This is a genomic window from Variovorax paradoxus (assembly GCA_016806145.1).
GTDB lineage: Bacteria > Pseudomonadota > Gammaproteobacteria > Burkholderiales > Burkholderiaceae_C > Variovorax.
Genome location: CP063167.1, coordinates 2,154,521 through 2,172,126, shown reverse-complemented (window position 1 = coordinate 2,172,126; position 17,606 = coordinate 2,154,521). Strand labels below are relative to the sequence as shown.

Sequence of the window (17,606 nt, the reverse complement as noted above, 5' to 3'; positions counted from 1 at the left end):
TCGGCGCTTCAGCCCTCGCCAAGCCAGTCGAGCAGGTCCGCCACCGGATCGATCACCTGCCGCATGCCGGCATCGCGCAGCCCTGCGGCGAGCCCGATACCGACCACGCCAACGACGAAGACCGGCTGCCGCCCACCGAAGCCCTCGCAGCGCTCGCGCAGCGCATCCAGCGCGATCTCCGGCTGCGCGGCAATGACGGCCGGCGCGAGATCAATCACCTGCCAGCCGTCGATCGTGCACGCATGACCCGTCGCCTCGAAGGCGGCCTCATAGAGCGCCGTCATTCCGCGGTCGAAGGTCACGATGTCGAGCCGGTGCCCGAGGCTCCGGTGCAGCGCCAGCACGCTGCGCGTGAAACCATGGGCCGCATCGCCGAAGCGCTCGCGCACGATCTCGTAGCCCGTGTCGACCGACGACATCGCCACCACCCGGTCGAAGCCCTCGCTCAGGCTCGGCAGCGCGCACGCCAGTGCCGCCTCGGCCCGCGCGTTGTCGGCGGCGGAGCCGATGATCCGTGGCGCCGCCTCGACCTCGGCGGCGGCCCAGCACCCGGACGGCCAGCCGCCACGCGCGATGTGGCGCCGCAGCGTGGCCGTGATCTCGCGGCTCGAGTTCGGATTGAGAAACAGCGTCCTCGCCGTCATGGCGTGGCCGGAAAGCGATGCCGCCAGAACTGCGCGATGTCGCGCCGGCGGCAGAACCAGACATCGGGGAATTCGGAGGCTGCGAGCAGGAACTCGCGCAGCGCCTCCGTGCGCCCGGGCCGCCCGGCCAGGCGCAGGTGCAGGCCGATCGACATCATCGACGCCTGCCGGCGGCCTTCGCGCCGCAGGCAGGCGAGCGTGCGCCGCAGGTGGTCGGTGAAGTCGTCGGGCGTGTCGAAGCCCGGCGCCGAGGCGAAGCGCATGTCGTTGCAGTCGAAGCTGTAGGGCAGCACCAGATGCGGCTTGCCGTCGACGCGCGTCCAGTACGGCAGGTCGTCGTTGTAGGCATCCGAGTCGTACTGCAGTCCCTGCTCGACGGCCAGCATGCGCGTGCGCGGGCTGACGCGGCCGGTGTACCAGCCGACCGGGCGTTCGCCGCACAGGCGCTCGAGCACGTCGAGCGAACGAACCATGTGCGCGCGCTCGGTTGCCTCGGGCACCTCGTCGTAGTCGATCCAGCGCGCGCCGTGCGAGACCACCTCGTGTCCGGCCTCGACGATCGATCGCGCGGCCTCGGGATGCTTCTCGAGCGCGCCCGACACCGCGAAGTAGGTCGCCGGCACCCGGCATTCGGCGAGCAGGTCGAGGATGCGCCAGTGGCCGGCCCGGCTGCCGTATTCGTAGTGCGACTCCACCACCAGGTTGCGGCGCCCGGCGCGCGCCGTCGCGCCCGACACGTCGCTGTTGAGCACCTCCGAGAAAGTGTCGCCCTCGAGCACGCAGTTCTCCGCGCCCTCCTCGTAGTTGACGACCACGCTGAGCGCAACGCGTCGCCCGCCCGGCCATTCGAAGTCGGGACGCGCGCGCCCGTAGCCGATGAAGTCGCGCACCGCCTCGCTCATCGCTGCACCTTCGCCTTCGCCACGCAGACGCCGATCAGCAGCAGGCCGAGGGTGCAGTAGATCGAGATCGACAGCGGACTGTCGAAGCGGTCGAGCAGCCAGACGCAGATGCTGGGCGCGAGCGCGCCGCCGAAGACGCCCGCGAGCTGGAAGCCCAGCGATGCGCCCGTGCACCGCACCCTGGACTCGAACATGTCGGGGATGAAGGCCGCGAGCGGCGCCCACAGCGAAGCCTGGCAGACCATGCCGATCACCGCGGCGAGCACCACCAGCGAGGGATTGCGCGTCTCCAGCAGCGGAAAGTACGCGAACGACCAGACGATCGACGCGGCCACGCCGAGCAGCAGCATCGGCTTGCGGCCGAAGCGGTCGGACAGCGCACCGAACAGCGGGATCGCAACCACGCCGACCGCCGCGCCCCACAGCACGGCATTCAAGGCCACCTGCCGCGGCAGGCCGAGCCGGTTCGGCACGTAGATCAGCAGCAGCAGCGAGAACACGTACCAGATGACGCCCTCGCCGGCGCGCACCCCGATCGCCAGCAGCACCTGGTGCCAGTGCTTGCGCAGTGTCTCGGCGAGTGGGGCCTCGGCCTTGTGGTCGCTCTTCTCGAGGCTCTTGAAGACCGGGGATTCCTCGATCGTGCGGCGGATGAAATAGCCGATGCCCACGAGCAGGATGCTCGCGAGGAAGGGCACGCGCCAGCCCCAGTCCATGAACTGCGCATCGGTGGTCACCGTGTTCATGAAGCCGAACATCGCATTGGCGATCAGCACGCCGATCGGGCTCGCTACCTGCACCAGGCTGCCGTAGAAGCCGCGGCGGCGGCCGCTGGCATCGAACTCGTTGACCATCAGCGCCGCCCCGCCCCATTCGCCGCCCAGCGCGAGCCCTTGGGCGAAGCGCAGCACCGCCAGCAGCAGCGGCGCGAGCAGCCCGACATGCTCGTAGGTCGGCAGCAGCCCGATCAGGAAGGTCGACAGGCCCATGACCAACAGGGTCGAGACCAGCACGAAGCGCCGGCCGAGCTTGTCGCCCAGCGAGCCGAAGATCGCAGCCCCCACCGGCCGCGCGACGAAGGCGATGCCGTACGACAGCAGCGACAGGATGGTCGCGACGAAGGGATCGGTCTGCGGGAAGAACAGCTTCGGAAACACCAGCGCCGCCGCCGTGCCGAAGACGAAGTGGTCGTAGAACTCCAGCGTGGTGCCGACCAGGCTCGCGGCGGCGACGCGCCGCGGGCTGGTCGAGGATGCGGGCCGTTCTTCGGCGCGCGGGGCGGTGTTCGCCGTGGCGGATGTCGTCATGGGGATGCTCCTGATCGATGGACGGCGCCATTGCAGCACCGGCTCAATGCTTGGACAATCAGAATGATCCGAACGATTATTCGCCAAAGATGAACATTACGCTGCGCCAGATCCGCGCCTTCCTCGCAGTGGCCGAGGTCGGCGCCTTCGCCCGCGCGGCTGAGCGCATGCACCTCTCGCCGTCCGCGTTGTCCACGCTGGTCAAGGAACTCGAGGAGCAGATCGGCCTGCGGCTGTTCTACCGCAGCACGCGCGTGGTCCAGCTGACCGAGGCGGGCGCCGAGTTCCTGCCGCTGGCGCGCAAGGCGCTCGAGGACCTCGAGGCCGCGGTCGCCGGATCGCGCGCGTTGGCCGAGGTCAAGCGCGGCCGGGTCACGGTGGCCGCCTCCATCGTGATCGCGGCCACGCTGCTGCCCTGGGTGATCCAGTCGTTCCAGCAGCGCCATCCGGGTATCCAGTGCATCCTCAAGGACGGCTTCGAGGAGACCATCCGCGACCAGGTGCGCCGCGGCGAGGTCGACCTCGGCGTCGGCACGCTGGTCGAAGGCGAGCCGGGACTCTCGGAGGTCACGCTCTACCAGGACCATCTGGTGGCGCTGGTGCCCGATGGCCATCCGCTCGCGGAGCGCGGCGCCGTCACCTGGCGCGAGCTGGCCAAGCATCCGCTGATCAGCCTGTCCGACCAGAGCCCGTCGCGCGCACTGGCCGACGCGGCCTTCGATTCCGTCGGCCTGCGGCCGGTGCCCGCGCATGTCGCGACCTTCTCGTCCACGCTGATCAGCATGGTGGCCGCGGGCATGGGCGTGGCCGCGCTGCCGGTCAACGTGCGCCAGCTCTCGCGCCGCACCTGCGTGCAGACGCGCATGCTGGTGCGCCCGACGGTCAAGCGGAACATGGGCGTCTATTCGCGCAGCGACGCGGAACTGACACCGGCGGCGAACGCCTTCCTGAAGCACATGCAGGCGTTCGTGAAATCGAAGGGGAGCTTGCCGGACGAGGCGGCGGTGGAATGACGACGCCTGCAACGACATGCCGTCCGATCCTGTTCAGCGAAAATCCCGACTCGTCGCCGACGCAGCGAGCCTGCCCAGCAACGGCGTGAGATCCTCGATCCGGCCCGCGATGAGATTCTTGACCGCTCCTTCGCGCTGCCAGGTCCCGTGCACGGCCATGAGGCGCGCGCCGAGCAGTTCCCGGCGTTGCAGTTCGCGCAGCCCTTTCCAGACGATCACCTGCACCACGCCGGTCTCGTCCTCGAGCGACACGAAGATCGTCCCTTTCGCGGTCTCCGGCTGCTGGCGCAAGGTCACGATCCCGCAGTAGCTCACTTGCTCGCCGTTTTCCACGGCTTCCAGGTCCTGCGACGTGGCCAGCCCTCGACGCGCCAGGCGCTCGCGCAGGAGGGCCAGCGGATGCCTGCGCAGGCTCAGGCCGGTGGACGCATGGTCGAACACGATCTCCTCGCCTTCCGGTGCCGGCTCGAGCTCGAGAAACTCCTCATCGACCGGGGCATTGCGCAGCAGCTCGGGCGCGGCTCGCAGCCCCGCCGCCTCCCAGACTTGCTGGCGTCGATGGCCCGAGAGGCTCAGCAATGCATCCGCGGCGGCCAGCAGCTTCATCTCGTGCACCTGCAGCTCAGCACGAAGGGCAAGGTCTTGCGCGCTGTCGAAGACCTGCAGCTCGCGGGCCTGAACGATGCGCTGCGCCGAAGCGGCAGCCAAGCCACCGATCATCCGCAAGCCGAGGCGCACCGCGGGTTGGTGCGCCAGGTCCTCCAGCGTGCAGTCGATGTCGCTGTACATCACGTCGACGGGTCGCACCTCGACGTGGTGGCGCCTCGCATCCTGCACGAGTTGCGACGGCGAATAGAAGCCCAGCGGTTGCGAGTTGAGCATGGCGGCGAGGAACTCGGCCGGGTGATGGCACTTGATCCAGCAGCTCGCATAGACCAGGAGCGCGAAGGACGCCGCATGGCTCTCCGGAAAGCCGTATTCGCTGAATCCCTTGATCTGCTCGAAGATGGCCTTGGCGAAGCTCTCTTCATAACCGCGCGCCGTCATGCCGTTGACGATCTTCGCGTGATAGTGCTCGAGCCCTCCCTTGCGCCGCCAGGCGGCCATGGAACGGCGCAGGCCATCGGCCTCCCCGGGAGTGAAGCCGGCCGCCAGGATCGAGATCTGCATCACCTGCTCCTGGAACACCGGCACGCCGAGGGTGCGGCCCAACGCTTCCTTCAGTGCCTCGCTCGGGTAGACCACGGGTTCCCTGCCCTGGCGACGATCGAGGTACGGATGCACCATGCCGCCCTGGATGGGGCCCGGGCGCACGATGGCGACCTCGATGACCAGGTCGTAGAAGCAACGCGGCTTCAGTCGCGGCAGCATGCTCATCTGCGCGCGACTCTCGATCTGGAAGACGCCGACGGTGTCGGCCTTGCAGATCATGTCGTAGGTGGCACTGTCCTCCGCGGGAATGTCCTGCATGCCGAACACGCACGCCTTGCGCTGGCCGATGAAATCGAGCGCCTTGCGGATCGCCGTCAACATGCCCAGGGCCAGGCAATCCACCTTCAGCAGGCCGAGCGCGTCGAGGTCGTCCTTGTCCCACTCGATCACGGTGCGATGGGGCATCGATGCGTTCTCGATGGGCACCATGCGACACAACAGTCCCTTGGTGAGCACGAAACCGCCGGTGTGCTGGCTCAGGTGCCGAGGGAATCCGATCAGCTGCGCGGTCAGGTGCATCAGCTGTCGAACCTGCAATGATTCCATCGACAGGCCGATCTCCTGCAAACGCTCCGGGCGAACCTCGCCGCCGTCCCACCACTGGTGTCCCTTGGCGAGCGCGTCGACGATCTCGAGCGACATGCCCAGGGCCTTGCCCACATCGCGGATCGCGCTCTTCGGCCTGTAGCTGATCACCACGCCCGTGATGGCGGCGCGCTCGCGTCCGTACTTGGCGTACAGATACTGCAAGACCTCTTCTCGCCGCTCGTGCTCGAAGTCGACATCGATGTCCGGTGGCTCGTTGCGCTGCCTGGAGATGAAGCGCTCGAAGAGAACGCTCATGCGACCAGGGTCGACCTCCGTGACACCCGTGCAGTAGCAGACCACGCTGTTGGCGGCACTGCCGCGCCCTTGGCAGAGGATGTGTCGGGAGCGCGCGAAGGCCACGATGTCGGCCACCGTGAGGAAGTAGTGTTCGTAGCGCAGGTCGGCGATCAGCGCGAGCTCGTGCTCGATCTGCGTCTGGATCCTGGCTGGAATGCCGTCGGGCCAGCGGCGCCCCGCTCCTTCGTAGGTGATCCGGCGCAGATGGCTTGCCGGCGTTGCGCCTTCGGGCACAACCTCGTCGGGATACTGATAGCGCAACTCGTCAAGGCTGAAACTGCAGCGTTCGACCACCTCGAGCGTCTGCGCGAGCAGCTCGGCGCCGTAGGTTTGCGCAAGCCGCAGCCGGGTGCGCAGATGTCGCTCCGCATTGGGCTGCAGATCGAGTCCGCATTCCGTCAGCGGCTTGCGCAGGCGTGTGGCCGTCATCACGTCCTGCAAGGGCTTGCGCGATCGCACATGGAAGTGGACATCGCCCGCCGCGACGAGAGGAATCTCCATGTCCTTGCCCACCTGGCTCAGCCGGTACAGCCACATCTCGTCGTCGAGCAGCCGCAGCTTTTCCACCGCCAGCCAGCAGCGCCCCAGGAACTGGCGCAGCAGCCAGCCTCCGAGCCACTGCAGCTGCGCCGGCGTTGCCATGCGCCGGGGCGAAGCCAGCACCACGCAGTCTTCGAGTTCCGAGCCCTGGATCTCGGCGATGGGCAGCCGATAGGCGCCTTTTTCGGACGCGCGGCGCAGCTTGGTGATGAATTGGGAGAGATTGCCGTAGCCCTCCAGGTGGCAGGCCAGCACGGTCAGCGTGAAGGGGATGGCATTCGGATCGAGCGGTTCCGGCTCCACCAGGAACTGGCTGCCGATCAGCAACCGCAGCCCATGCTCCCTGGCCGCCACGTGCGCGCGCACCACGCCGGCCAGGCTGCACTCGTCGGTGATGGCCAGCGCCGCGTAGCCCAGTTGCTTCGCGCGCTCGACGAGTTCTTCGGGCTGGCTGGCGCCGCGCAGAAAGCTGAAGTTGCTCACGCATTTGAGCTCGGCGTATTCGGGCAGCTGCATGGCGCGTCCTCATGCAAACGTGCCATGCAGGAACCAGCCGGTCTCTTCCCTGGCCAGGCGCATCTGAAAGATCCACAGCACACCGGCGTGCTCGCTCACGGCCACCCAGTAGTCACGGGCGACATGACGCGTGCTCTCCTGCGGCGCCTTCGCTTCGTGCGGCGGCCTTCCATCGCCTTTCTCGTCCTCATCGGCGTGCGCCCCGGTCGAAGTCCGATCCCACCATCCTCCCTCGACGCGATGCGGGCCGGCAAGCAGCTGGAGCACGCCCTGGTAGATCGGCCGGTTGTTCTCGGTGGCCAGGCGCAGCGGCTTCGGCAGGATGAAAGTCGGCTGAGGCACCTCGAGGGGCCGGCATCTGGCGCGTGGTGCCGGCTCGGGCGCCGGGCGCCAGCGGCACATCCATTCCATGCGATGGTCTTCGAGGAGGACCGGACGCAACACGTGGTCCGGCCCCAGCCGCGCCGCGATGCGCTCGAGCACCAGTGCCAGGCTCTCTCCCGATTGCCTTGCCTCGGGCAGCATCGACAAGCTTCTTTCCTCCAGCGGCTGGACCTCCGTGGCGGCCAACGCGAGGTCGCCCACGGGCGCCAGCAGTTCCACCTTCGCCAGATGCTCGGCCAGCAAGCGCATCAGGTGCTCGGTGTCGCGCGTGGCCTGTGCCGTGCGCACCGTGAGCTCGCCGCCATCGCCCGCGCTCCTGGCGCGCATCGCGTCGTGGCACCAGCGCAGGGTGAAGGCGGTCACGCCCGATCGGCGCGCCATGAGCCAGCCAGCCATCTGCAGCATGAGGCGACGCGCACCGAAGAGAAGTGCCGGCGCATGCTCGACGCGTGCCATCAGCTCGAGCTTCGCCAGGAAGCTTTCGGGCAGCTGCGCCCATGCATGGGTTTCGGGCCGCAAGCCATAGGCCTGGTCGAGCGCCGACAACAGCTGTGCATCGAAACGCCGGCTCAGCCCGCCGCGCGGCAGCGCACGCACCTGCCCCAGGGTCCGGCACCCCAGCCGCGCCAGCGTCGGCCCATGGGCCGCGACCTGCGTCAAGTTCTCGAGGGGCAACGCATCGAGGAGTTGCGCGAGCGGCCTGGCGAATCCGTTGGACAGGCCTGCCCTGGCCACGGCGAGCGCGGCCAGGCTCGTGGGGGCCCACGCCAGCTGTCGCACGCCCAGGTCGATGCACTCCTCTCGCACCCGCTCGACCAGCCGGCGCTTGCCACCGAACAGACGCAGGCTCTGTTCGAGCTCCATGACCACCGCCGGGCATTCCAAAAGCGCCTCGAGGACGGCAACGCGTGGCGTGAATTGCAGGCACCACGTCGCCAGACCCGCGAGCATCTCAGTGCGAGGCTGGGGCGCGTCCGGCAGGCTGTCGGGAAGAAGGGCTGCCCACAGCATGGGGAAGGTCTCGGGAATGACGGGCCGCGATCAGGCGGCTCGGGTGACTCAGGCGCGGCGTGAGGATGTCCTGCAGGCCGCCTGGAACCGACGGCAGTGCGAGTTCGCCCTCGTGAGGCGGCCCCTTTCGCTTGAGCAGATGGATGCGCAGTTCCCAATCGACGCCGAAGCGCGCCCGCAGCCGCAAAGGCGCGGCCGAGGCTTCGTCGGCCGCCGCGGCAGGACGCCAGAGGATGACAGGGCCGTCGCAACCCTGGGCACACACCTGGAGCCGTCGAATTTGCTCCTGGCGCGCCTGCGGCAGCCAGCTCACGAGCATGCCCGCGGCATTGGACTTGATCAGCTGCTCGGTCGCCCACAGGCGTTCGACCGGCTTCTGCACGTCGACCCAGACCAGCCGGCGCTCGTCGACTCCCAGTTGACGAAGGCCGGGCAGATGGGGCGCCTTCGGCGGCCCGACGACGACGATCTGCCTGTCCTGCTCGACCAACGCGCGCATGGCCGGTGCCAGGAGACGCCACTCCAGGACCGTGGGTTGCACTTGCAGGACTTCGGTCAGCGATCGGCAGGGCCAGCCGCCACCCGGAAGCTCGGCGTCGAGGACCAGGAAGCCGCTGCTGACCGTCGAAGTCACGGGCGTGCCCAGCGAATCACCACGCCAGACCGCGGATTCCACGTCAGGTGGAAGGACCATCGGCCGTCGATGCGCACCGACCCGTGAAGCGCCGGGTTGAGAGGCCAGGGGCGTGTGGACACCACCCGCCCATGACAGGGAGATGGCCATCGCGGCTCCTGATACTGTATGGATAAACAGTATCTCAAAGCCTTCTGGTTCTTAGCAAGAAGGTTTACAAATTCCTTCGCGCACCGGGGTACGAAGTGGCCAGGTCACGCATCGCGCTGGACCCAGGGCCCCGCGCCACCGGAACGAAACCGGGCGCGCTACAGACGGCGCCGCGCCATGAACGCCACCACCTCGCCCATGATCCCCTTGCGGAAGGCCAGCACGCACACCACGAAGATCAGCCCCGTGACCATGGTCACCGACTCGCCCAGCGTGTTGAACCACTCGATGCTCGTGATGCGCGCGAGCAGGCTGCCGAACTCGCCGAGCTTGTTCTCCAGCAGCACGACCACGGCCGATCCCACCAGCGGGCCCGACAGGGTGCCCAGGCCGCCCACCAGCGTCATCAGCACGACCTGGCCCGACGCGGTCCAGTGCACGTCGGACAAGGTGGCGAAGCCCAGCACCAAGGTCTTGAGCGAACCCGCGAGGCCCGACAGCGCCGCCGAGATCACGAAGGCCAGCAGCTTGAAGCGGCTGACGTCGTAGCCCAGCGAGAGCGCGCGCGGCTCGTTCTCCTTGATGCCCTTGAGCACCTGCCCGAACGGCGAATGCACGGTGCGCACGATCAGCAGGAAGGCCAGCACGCACACGGCGAGCGCGACGTAGTACATCGTGAGGTCGTCGCTGAGGTCGACGAGCCCGAACAGCTTGCCGCGCGGCACGCCCTGCAGGCCGTCCTCGCCGCCGGTGAACCTCGCCTGCAGCGCGACGAAGAACATCATCTGCGCGAGCGCCAGCGTGATCATCGCGAAGTAGATGCCCTGGCGGCGGATCGCCAGCGAACCGAAGACCCAGCCGAGCAAGGCCCCGGTGAGCGTGCCCGCGACCAGGCCGAGCTCGGGCGTCAGGCCCCAGGCCTTCATGGCCTGGCCCGCGACGTAGGCCGAGCAGCCGAGGAACGCCGCGTGCCCGAAGGACAGCAGGCCGGCGAAACCCAGCAGCAGGTTGAAGGCGGCCGCGAACAGCGCGAAGCACAGCAGCTTCATCACGAACACCGGATAGGCGCCGAGGAAGGGCGCGAGCAGCAGCCCGGCGAGCAGCAGCGGATAGAGGACGAGGGAGAGTTTCTTCATGACCGCGGACTCACTTTTCTTTGCCGAACAGGCCGGCCGGACGCACCAGCAGCACGATGACCATGATCACGAACACGACCGAGGACGAGGCCTCCGGATAGAACACCTTGGTGAGGCCTTCGATCACGCCCAGGCCCAGGCCGGTGAGGATGGCGCCCATGATCGAGCCCATGCCGCCGATCACGACGACGGCGAACACCACGATGATGAGGTTCTGGCCCATCAGCGGCGAGACCTGCATCACCGGTGCGGCCAGCACGCCGGCGAAGGCGGCGAGGCCGCAGCCGAAGGCATAGGTCAGCGTGATCATCAGCGGCACGTTGACGCCGAAGGCCTCCACCAGCCGCGGGTTCTCGGTGCCCGCTCGCAGGTAGGCGCCCAGGCGCGTCTTCTCGATCGCATACCAGGTGGCGAAGCACACGGCGAGCGAGGCCACGACGACCCAGGCGCGGTAGTTGGGCAGCACCATGAAGCCGAGGTCGCTGGCGCTGGCCAGTGCCGTGGGCGTGTCGTAGCTCAGGCCCGAGACGCCGTAGACCGAGCGGAACGCGCCTTCGATCAGCAGCGTGAGGCCCAGCGTGAGCAACAGGCCGTAGAGGTGATCGAGCTTGTAGATCCAGCGCAGGAACAGCCGCTCGATCAGCACGCCGAGCAGGCCGACGACCAGCGGCGCCACGGCGAGCATCGCCCAGTAGCCGATGCCGAGATAGCTCATCGCCATCCAGCTGAACACCGCGCCCACCATGAACAGCGCGCCATGCGCGAAGTTGATGACGTTGAGCAGCCCGAAGATCACGGCGAGCCCGAGGCTCAGGATCGCATAGAACGACCCGTTGACCAGGCCCAGCAGCAGTTGGCTCAGCAGGGCCTGCACGGGAAAACCAAAGACAGTCGTCATCGCCTCAGACTCCCAGCAATTCGTTGAGCACCGGCATCCTGGCTTCGAGTTCCGCCGCACCGAATTCCAGGGCGATGCGGCCGTGCTCCATCACATAGAAGCGATCGGCCAGCGGCGCCGCGAAGCGGAAGTTCTGCTCCACCATCACGATGGTGTAGCCCTTGGAACGCAGGGTCGTGATCATTCGCGCGAGCGCCTGCACGATCACCGGCGCCAGGCCTTCGGAGATCTCGTCGAGCAACAGCAGCTTGGCGCCCGTGCGCAGGATCCGCGCCACCGCCAGCATCTGCTGCTCGCCGCCCGACAGCCGCGTGCCCTGGCTGTGGCGGCGCTCCGCCAGGTTCGGGAACATCGCGTAGATCTCGTCGACCGACATGCCCTGCCCCGCGCCTTTCAGCTCCGGCGGCAGCATCAGGTTCTCCTCGCACGACAGGCTCGCGAAGATGCCGCGCTCCTCGGGGCAATAGCCGATGCCCAGGTGCGCGATGCGGTGCGTGGGCATCGCGATCGTTTCCTTGCCGTTGACCTCGATGCTGCCCTTGCGCGCGCCCGTCAGGCCCATGATCGCGCGCAGCGTGGTCGTGCGGCCCGCGCCATTGCGGCCCAGCAAGGTGACGACCTCGCCGGGCTGCACCACCATGTCGACGCCGTGCAGCACATGCGATTCGCCGTACCAGGCCTGCAGACCCTTGATCTCCAATGCGGCGGTCATCAGTGAGCTCCCTGCAGTTGGCCGTCCGTGGTGCCCATGTAGGCCTCCATGACCTGCGGGTTCTTCGAGACTTCCGCGTACGGGCCTTCGGCCAGCACGGCGCCACGCTGCAGCACGGTGATGGTGTCGGCGATGGTCGAGACCACGCTCATGTTGTGCTCGACCATCAGGATGGTGCGGCCCGCCGACACGCGCTTGATCAGCTCGGCCACGCGGTGCACGTCCTCATGGCCCATGCCCTGCGTGGGCTCGTCCAGCAGCATCAGCTCGGGCTCCATCGCGAGCGTGGTCGCGATCTCGAGCGCGCGCTTGCGGCCGTACGGCAGGTTCACGGTCTGCTCTTCGGCGAGATCTTCAAGGCCGACCTCCGCGAGCAACTCGCGCGCCCGCGCATTCAAGGGTTCGAGCGACTTCTCGCTCTTCCAGAAGTGGTACGAGGTGCCGAGCCTGCGCTGCAGCCCGAGGCGCACGTTCTCCAGCAGCGTGAGGTGCGGGAACACGGCCGAGATCTGGAACGAGCGGATGATGCCGCGCCGCGCGATCTGCGCGGGGCGCTCGCCCGTGATGTCCTGGCCGTTGAACAGGATCGTGCCGCTGGTGGGTTCGAGGAACTTCGTGAGCAGGTTGAAGCAGGTCGTCTTGCCCGCGCCATTGGGTCCGATGAGCGCGTGGATCGAACCGCGCACGACCGAGAGGTCGACCTTGCTGACCGCGGTGAAGCCCTTGAATTCCTTGGTGAGCTGGCGTGTTTCGAGAATGATGTCCGTGCGATACGACATGGAGAGGAGAGTGGGAGCAAAGGAAAAAGCCATGCGGCCGCGCGCCGCGCGAAACGCAGCGGCGGCACGGCTTCGGCGCGGATCAGCTCTTGGGCATCAGGTAGCAGGCGCCAGGCTTCGTCGGCGCATAGGCCTGCTCGCCCGGGATCTTCGAGACCACCTTGTAGTAGTCCCACGGCTGCTTCGATTCGCCGCGCTTCTTGACCTGCATCAGGTACATGTCGTGCACCATCGCGCCGTCCGCGCGGATGTAGCCCTGCGCGAACATGTCGTCGATCTTGAGCGACTTGAGCGCGGCCATCACCTTGTCGGCGTCGGTGCTCTGCGCCGCTTCCACCGCCTTCAGGTAGCTCAGCGTGGCCGAGTAGTCGCCGGCCTGGAAGGTGGTGGGCATCTTCTTGTGCTTCTCGTAGAAGCGGGTCGCGAAGGCGCGCGACTTGTCGTTGAGGTCCCAGTACCAGCCATCGGTCAGGTACATGCCGCTGGTGGTGTCGAGGCCGAGGCTGTGCACGTCGGTGATGAACACCATGAGGCCGGCGAGGCGCATCTTGCTGCTGATGCCGAACTCCTTGGCCGTCTTGATCGAGGTGATGAGGTCGCTGCCGCCGTTGGCGAGGCCGACCACCTGCGCGCCCGATGCCTGCGCCTGCGTCAGGTAGGACGAGAAGTCGCTCGCGTTCAGCGGATGGCGCACGCTGCCCTTGACGGTGCCGCCGCTGGCCTGGACCACGTCGATGCTGGCCTTCTCGAGCGAGTAGCCGAAGGCATAGTCCGCGGTCACGAAGTACCAGCTCTTGCCGCCCTGCTCCACCATGGCCGTCGCCGTGCCGCGCGCCTGGGCCGAGGTGCTGTAGGTGTAGCGCACGAGGTAGGGCTGGCAGGCTTCTTCCGTCAGGCTGTCGGCGCCCGCGCCGGCGGAGATGAAGACCTTCTTCTTTTCCTTCGAAATGTTGCTGATCGCCAGCGACGCCGAGGAGTTGGACCCCGCGATCACCAGCTCGACCTTGTCCTGGTCCCACCACTGGCGCGCCTTGTTGGCCGCGATGTCGGCCTTGTTCTGGTGATCGGCGGACAGCACCTCGATCGGCCGGCCCAGCACCTTGCCGCCGAAATCCGCGACGGCCATGCGGACCGCGTCGAGGCCGCCGGCGCCGTCGAAGTCGGAGTACGGCCCCGACATGTCGGTGACGAAGCCGATCTTGAAGCGATCGGGCGCGGCTTGCGCGCTGGCGTTCTGGATCCAGGGCAGTCCCGCGAGGACGGCCAGGGCGATGGCATGCATTCTCATTGTTTGTCTCCTTGGCAGCCGATGCTTCGGCTGCGCTTTATGTTGATCGGGAAGCTAGAGATCGAGCCTCTTGCCGGACTCGTTTCGTTCGAAAGCGCTGGCCGTCGTCAGGCGGCCTTCCAGCCCGCGGGCACCCGTGCGCGCTCGATCCGAGCGAGGTCGCAGACCGCATCGGCGATGCCCGAGAAATCGATCTTTCCGTACTCGCTCGCGCGCGCCAGGCTGAAGGACTCGAAGACCGCGGCGGCCACCGGCATCGGCACCCGCGCCGCGTGGGCCGCGCCCATCACCAGCGCCATGTCCTTGTGCGCGAGGTCGATCGTGAAGCCCGGCGTGGTGTCGCCCACGAGCACCTTGTTCGGGAAGTTCAGGCGCAACTGCCCGTTGGTCGCCGAGGTGCCGTAGAGCACCTGCAGGGTGCGGGTGATATCGAGCCCGAAACGCTGCGACAGCGCGAGCGCCTCGGCGTTGACCTGGCACAGTGTGACCGCGACGTAGTTGTTGACCAGCTTGGTCCGGCCACCCGTGCCGACGTCGCCGCAGTGGTAGACGGTCGAGCCCATGACATCGAGCAGCGGCCGCACGCGGGCGAAGTCCTCGTCGGTCGCGCCGACCATGAAGAGCGACTCGCCGCGGTCCGCGTGTTCGGCCAGCCGGCCCACGGGCGCGTCGACCACGGACTGCCCGGCCGCGCGCGCGGCCACGGCCAGCCGGTCGGTGGCCAGCGGGTCGATGGTGCTCATGTCGAGCAGGATGTTGCCCTTGCGTGCGTTGGCGAAGATGCCTTCCGCGCCCAGGGCCACCTGCTCCACCTCGGTCGAGCTCGGCAGCATCGTCGCGACGATCGAACACTCGCGCGCGATCTGCGCGATGCTCTGCGCGCTCGCCGCGCCGGCATCGACCAGCTCGTTGACCGCCGCCGCGTTCAGGTCGTGGACCACCAGCGGGTAGCCCTGTTTTCGAAGGTTGAGGGCCATGGACTTGCCCATGCGCCCGAGCCCGATGAAGCCGATTTTTTCCATGCGATGTCTCCGGTGGTTCCTGGTATCAATGCCCGATGTAGGCGGTCTTGGTCAGCGTGTAGAAATCCGCCGCGTAGCTTCCCTGCTCGCGCGGGCCGAAGCTCGAGCCCTTGGTGCCGCCGAAGGGCACGTGGTAGTCGAGGCCCGCGGTCGGCAGGTTGACCATGGCCAGTCCGCTCTTCACGTTCAGGCGGAAGTGGGTCGCGTGCTTGTGGGACTGGGTGCAGATCCCTGCCGACAGGCCGTATTCGGTGTCGTTGGCCAGCGCGAGCGCTTCCTCGTAGTCGCGGGCGCGGATCACCGTGGCGAACGGGCCGAACACCTCCTCGCGATTGATGCGCATGTCGTTGCGGGTGTCGACGAACAGCGTGGGCGCCATGAAGAACCCGGGCGTCGAACGCTCGAGCACGTTGCCGCCTTCGATGAGCCGGGCGCCCTCGTCCTTGCCGACCGCGATGTAGCGCTGGATCATGTCGAGCTGGCGCTGGTTGATCACCGGGCCGATGTCGGTGCCCGCCGCCAGGGCGTGGCCCACCTGCACCTCGCGCATGCGTGCGCGCAGGGCCTCGACGAAGCGGTCGTGGATGCCGTCGGTGACGATCAGCCGGCTGGATGCGGTGCAGCGCTGGCCGGCCGAGAAGAAGGCGCCGTTCAGCGCGCACTCGACCGCCTGCGGCAGGTCGGCGTCGTCGAGCACGACGAGCGGATTCTTGCCACCCATCTCGAGCTGCACGCGCACCATCTTCGCGACCGCGGACTGCGCCAGCTTGCGGCCGGTGGCGACGCTGCCCGTGAAGCTCAGTGCGTCGACGCCATCGACGATGGCCGCGCCCGCGACCGCGCCATGGCCATTCACCAGGTTGGCGACGCCAGCGGGCAGGCCGTTGCGCTCGAGCACGCGGAAGAGTTCGCTCGCCACCGCGGGCGTCTCTTCGGAAGGCTTGAGCAGCAGCGTGTTGCCGAAGGCGAGCGCGGGCGCGATCTTCCATGCGGCGATGGCGATGGGGAAGTTCCACGGCGTGATCAGGCCCACCACGCCGATCGGCTCGCGGCTGGTCTGCACGCCGATGCTCGGCCGCACCGAAGGGAGGTTCTCGCCGCCGTAGCGCACGGCCTCGCCGGCGAAGAAGCCGAAGATCTGGCTGGCGCGCGTGACTTCGCCGATGCCTTCGGCGCGCGTCTTGCCGGCTTCGCGCGACACCAGTTCGCCGATCTGCTCGCGGCGCGCGAAGAGCTCGTGCGCCGTGCGTTGCAGCAGGTCGCTGCGGACCTGCGTGGTGGTTGCCGCCCAGGCCGGCTGGGCGGCGCGCGCGGCCGCCACGGCCTGGCGGACCTGTGCCGCGTCGGCCAGCGCGAAATGGCCCACCACGTCGTGGGTGTCCGACGGATTGATGCTGGCGATCGATTCCTGGCCGGCGATCCATTCGCCGCCGATGAGGTTCTTCTGAATGTCCATGGTCCTGTCTCCTGGGCTGCCGGGCCACTCGCGGATGCGGGTGCCGGTGTGAAGTGGGGGGATCATAAATTTGCATTTCACATGCCGTCGAATTACCATTTCTGATCGATAAATCACTTTTTTTGCTGGCAGGAGACGCGATGGACACGCGGCAGATTCGGGCCTTTCTGGCGATCGCGGACACCGGCAGCGTGACGCGCGCCGCCGAGCTTCTTCATGTGGTGCAGCCCGCGATCTCGCGGCAGCTCAAGCTGCTGGAGGACGACCTCGGCGCGCTGCTGTTCGAGCGCAGCCGCGGCGGCATGGTGCTGACGGATGCGGGCCGCACGCTCGTGGAGTACTCGCGGCGCGCGCTGCGCGAGCTCGACAACGCGAGGTCGGAGATCCAGCCCTCGGGCCCGTCGATCGCGGGCATCGTCAACGTGGGATTGCTGCCGAGCAGCTGCGAGCTGCTCGCCGCGCCGCTGGTGCTGGCGCTCAAGGACCGCTACCCCGGCGTGCAGGTGTCGCTGTCGGTGGGCTACACCGACCATCTCGCGCGCTGGCTGGAGACGGGCGAGCTCGACATGGCGCTACTGTACGACGCCCCGCAACGGCCGAGCGTGAGTCTGGAGCCCTTGCTCAAGGAGGTGCTGTGCCTCACCGCGCCGGCGGCGCACGGCCTCTCGCTGAAGAAGCCCGTGAAGGTGCGCGCGCTGGGTCAGGCGCCGCTGGTGCTGCCGAGCCAGCCGCACATCCTGCGCGGGCTCGTGGAGCATGCATGCGCGGTCGCCGACGTGCCGTTTCGGATCGCGGCCGAGACCAATGCGCTGTCGGTCCAGCGCGACCTCGTCGTTCAGGGCGTGGGGTTCTCGGTGCTGCCGGCGGTCGCCATCCGCAGCGAGCTCGAACGCGGCCTGCTGTCGGCCGCCCCGATCGCGGCGCCCGAGTTCGCGCGCAGCATCTACCTGGCGCTGCCGACGACGCGGCGCAGCTCCACGGCGGTGCAATGCGTGGTGGGCGAACTCAAGCGCTGCATGGAGGCCGCGGTCGACAGCGGCGAGTGGACCGGGGCGAAGTGGATCCGGGCCTCGGGCGAGAACGGGCGGGCGTAGTCGCGGTTATCGCGCCTGCCGCC

The 17,606-nt window shown here is 67.9% G+C and carries 15 protein-coding genes; 2 read left to right on the top strand and 13 right to left on the bottom strand.

Features of this window, described 5'->3' with window-relative positions; genetic code table 11:
• Window positions 1-8: 8 nt before the first annotated feature.
• From INQ48_41205 to INQ48_41195, 3 genes are read right to left on the bottom strand one after another with little or no spacing between them, the layout of a single operon-like run.
• Window positions 9-644, bottom strand: a complete 636-nt coding sequence (locus INQ48_41205) for a hypothetical protein (GenBank protein ID QRF61782.1) — start codon at window positions 642-644, stop codon at window positions 9-11.
• A complete protein-coding gene (locus INQ48_41200; protein QRF61781.1) occupies window positions 641-1,546 on the bottom strand; it encodes a polysaccharide deacetylase family protein in 906 nt (301 codons plus the stop codon). The genes INQ48_41205 and INQ48_41200 overlap by 4 nt, the downstream gene beginning before the upstream one ends.
• Window positions 1,543-2,853: an MHS family MFS transporter gene (locus tag INQ48_41195; GenBank protein ID QRF61780.1), complete on the bottom strand. Its 1,311-nt coding sequence runs from the start codon at window positions 2,851-2,853 to the stop codon at window positions 1,543-1,545. Before INQ48_41195 ends, INQ48_41200 begins: the two co-directional genes overlap by 4 nt.
• Before the next feature lie 89 nt (window positions 2,854-2,942).
• Between INQ48_41195 and INQ48_41190 the strand changes: the two genes are divergently transcribed.
• Window positions 2,943-3,866, top strand: a complete 924-nt coding sequence (locus INQ48_41190) for a LysR family transcriptional regulator (protein QRF61779.1) — start codon at window positions 2,943-2,945, stop codon at window positions 3,864-3,866.
• A gap of 33 nt (window positions 3,867-3,899) precedes the next feature.
• On the opposite strand, the gene INQ48_41185 is transcribed toward INQ48_41190, so the two are convergent.
• From INQ48_41185 to INQ48_41140, 10 genes are all read right to left on the bottom strand, one after another.
• The gene (locus tag INQ48_41185) at window positions 3,900-7,019 is read right to left on the bottom strand and encodes an error-prone DNA polymerase (protein QRF61778.1); all 3,120 of its coding nucleotides are present in this window, start codon (window positions 7,017-7,019) and stop codon (window positions 3,900-3,902) included.
• Between the two features lie 9 nt (window positions 7,020-7,028).
• Entirely contained in the window at window positions 7,029-8,414 is a 1,386-nt protein-coding gene (locus INQ48_41180) for a DNA polymerase Y family protein (protein ID QRF61777.1), read from the bottom strand.
• On the bottom strand, window positions 8,356-9,198 hold the full coding sequence (gene imuA / locus INQ48_41175) for a translesion DNA synthesis-associated protein ImuA (protein ID QRF61776.1): 843 nt from the start codon (window positions 9,196-9,198) through the stop codon (window positions 8,356-8,358). Before imuA ends, INQ48_41180 begins: the two co-directional genes overlap by 59 nt.
• Before the next feature lie 158 nt (window positions 9,199-9,356).
• The gene (locus INQ48_41170) at window positions 9,357-10,334 is read right to left on the bottom strand and encodes a branched-chain amino acid ABC transporter permease (protein ID QRF61775.1); all 978 of its coding nucleotides are present in this window, start codon (window positions 10,332-10,334) and stop codon (window positions 9,357-9,359) included.
• Between the two features lie 10 nt (window positions 10,335-10,344).
• The gene (locus INQ48_41165; protein QRF61774.1) at window positions 10,345-11,232 is read right to left on the bottom strand and encodes a branched-chain amino acid ABC transporter permease; all 888 of its coding nucleotides are present in this window, start codon (window positions 11,230-11,232) and stop codon (window positions 10,345-10,347) included.
• Window positions 11,233-11,236: 4 nt separating this feature from the next.
• Window positions 11,237-11,944 carry an ABC transporter ATP-binding protein gene (locus INQ48_41160; GenBank protein ID QRF61773.1) on the bottom strand — a complete coding sequence of 236 codons (708 nt, stop codon included), beginning with the start codon at window positions 11,942-11,944 and terminating at the stop codon, window positions 11,237-11,239.
• Window positions 11,944-12,723 (bottom strand): ABC transporter ATP-binding protein, encoded by a 780-nt coding sequence (locus INQ48_41155; protein ID QRF61772.1) that lies wholly within the window; start codon window positions 12,721-12,723, stop codon window positions 11,944-11,946. The genes INQ48_41160 and INQ48_41155 overlap by 1 nt, the downstream gene beginning before the upstream one ends.
• An 82-nt stretch (window positions 12,724-12,805) precedes the next feature.
• Window positions 12,806-14,011, bottom strand: coding sequence for an ABC transporter substrate-binding protein (locus INQ48_41150; protein QRF61771.1), 1,206 nt, complete (start codon window positions 14,009-14,011; stop codon window positions 12,806-12,808).
• Between the two features lie 107 nt (window positions 14,012-14,118).
• Window positions 14,119-15,033, bottom strand: coding sequence for an NAD-binding protein (locus INQ48_41145; GenBank protein ID QRF61770.1), 915 nt, complete (start codon window positions 15,031-15,033; stop codon window positions 14,119-14,121).
• 25 nt (window positions 15,034-15,058) lie between these two features.
• A complete protein-coding gene (locus INQ48_41140) occupies window positions 15,059-16,489 on the bottom strand; it encodes an aldehyde dehydrogenase family protein (GenBank protein ID QRF61769.1) in 1,431 nt (476 codons plus the stop codon).
• Window positions 16,490-16,629: 140 nt separating this feature from the next.
• Here INQ48_41140 and INQ48_41135 point away from each other — a divergent pair, with 140 nt between their 5' ends.
• A complete protein-coding gene (locus INQ48_41135; GenBank protein QRF61768.1) occupies window positions 16,630-17,583 on the top strand; it encodes a LysR family transcriptional regulator in 954 nt (317 codons plus the stop codon).
• Window positions 17,584-17,606 lie beyond the last annotated feature (23 nt).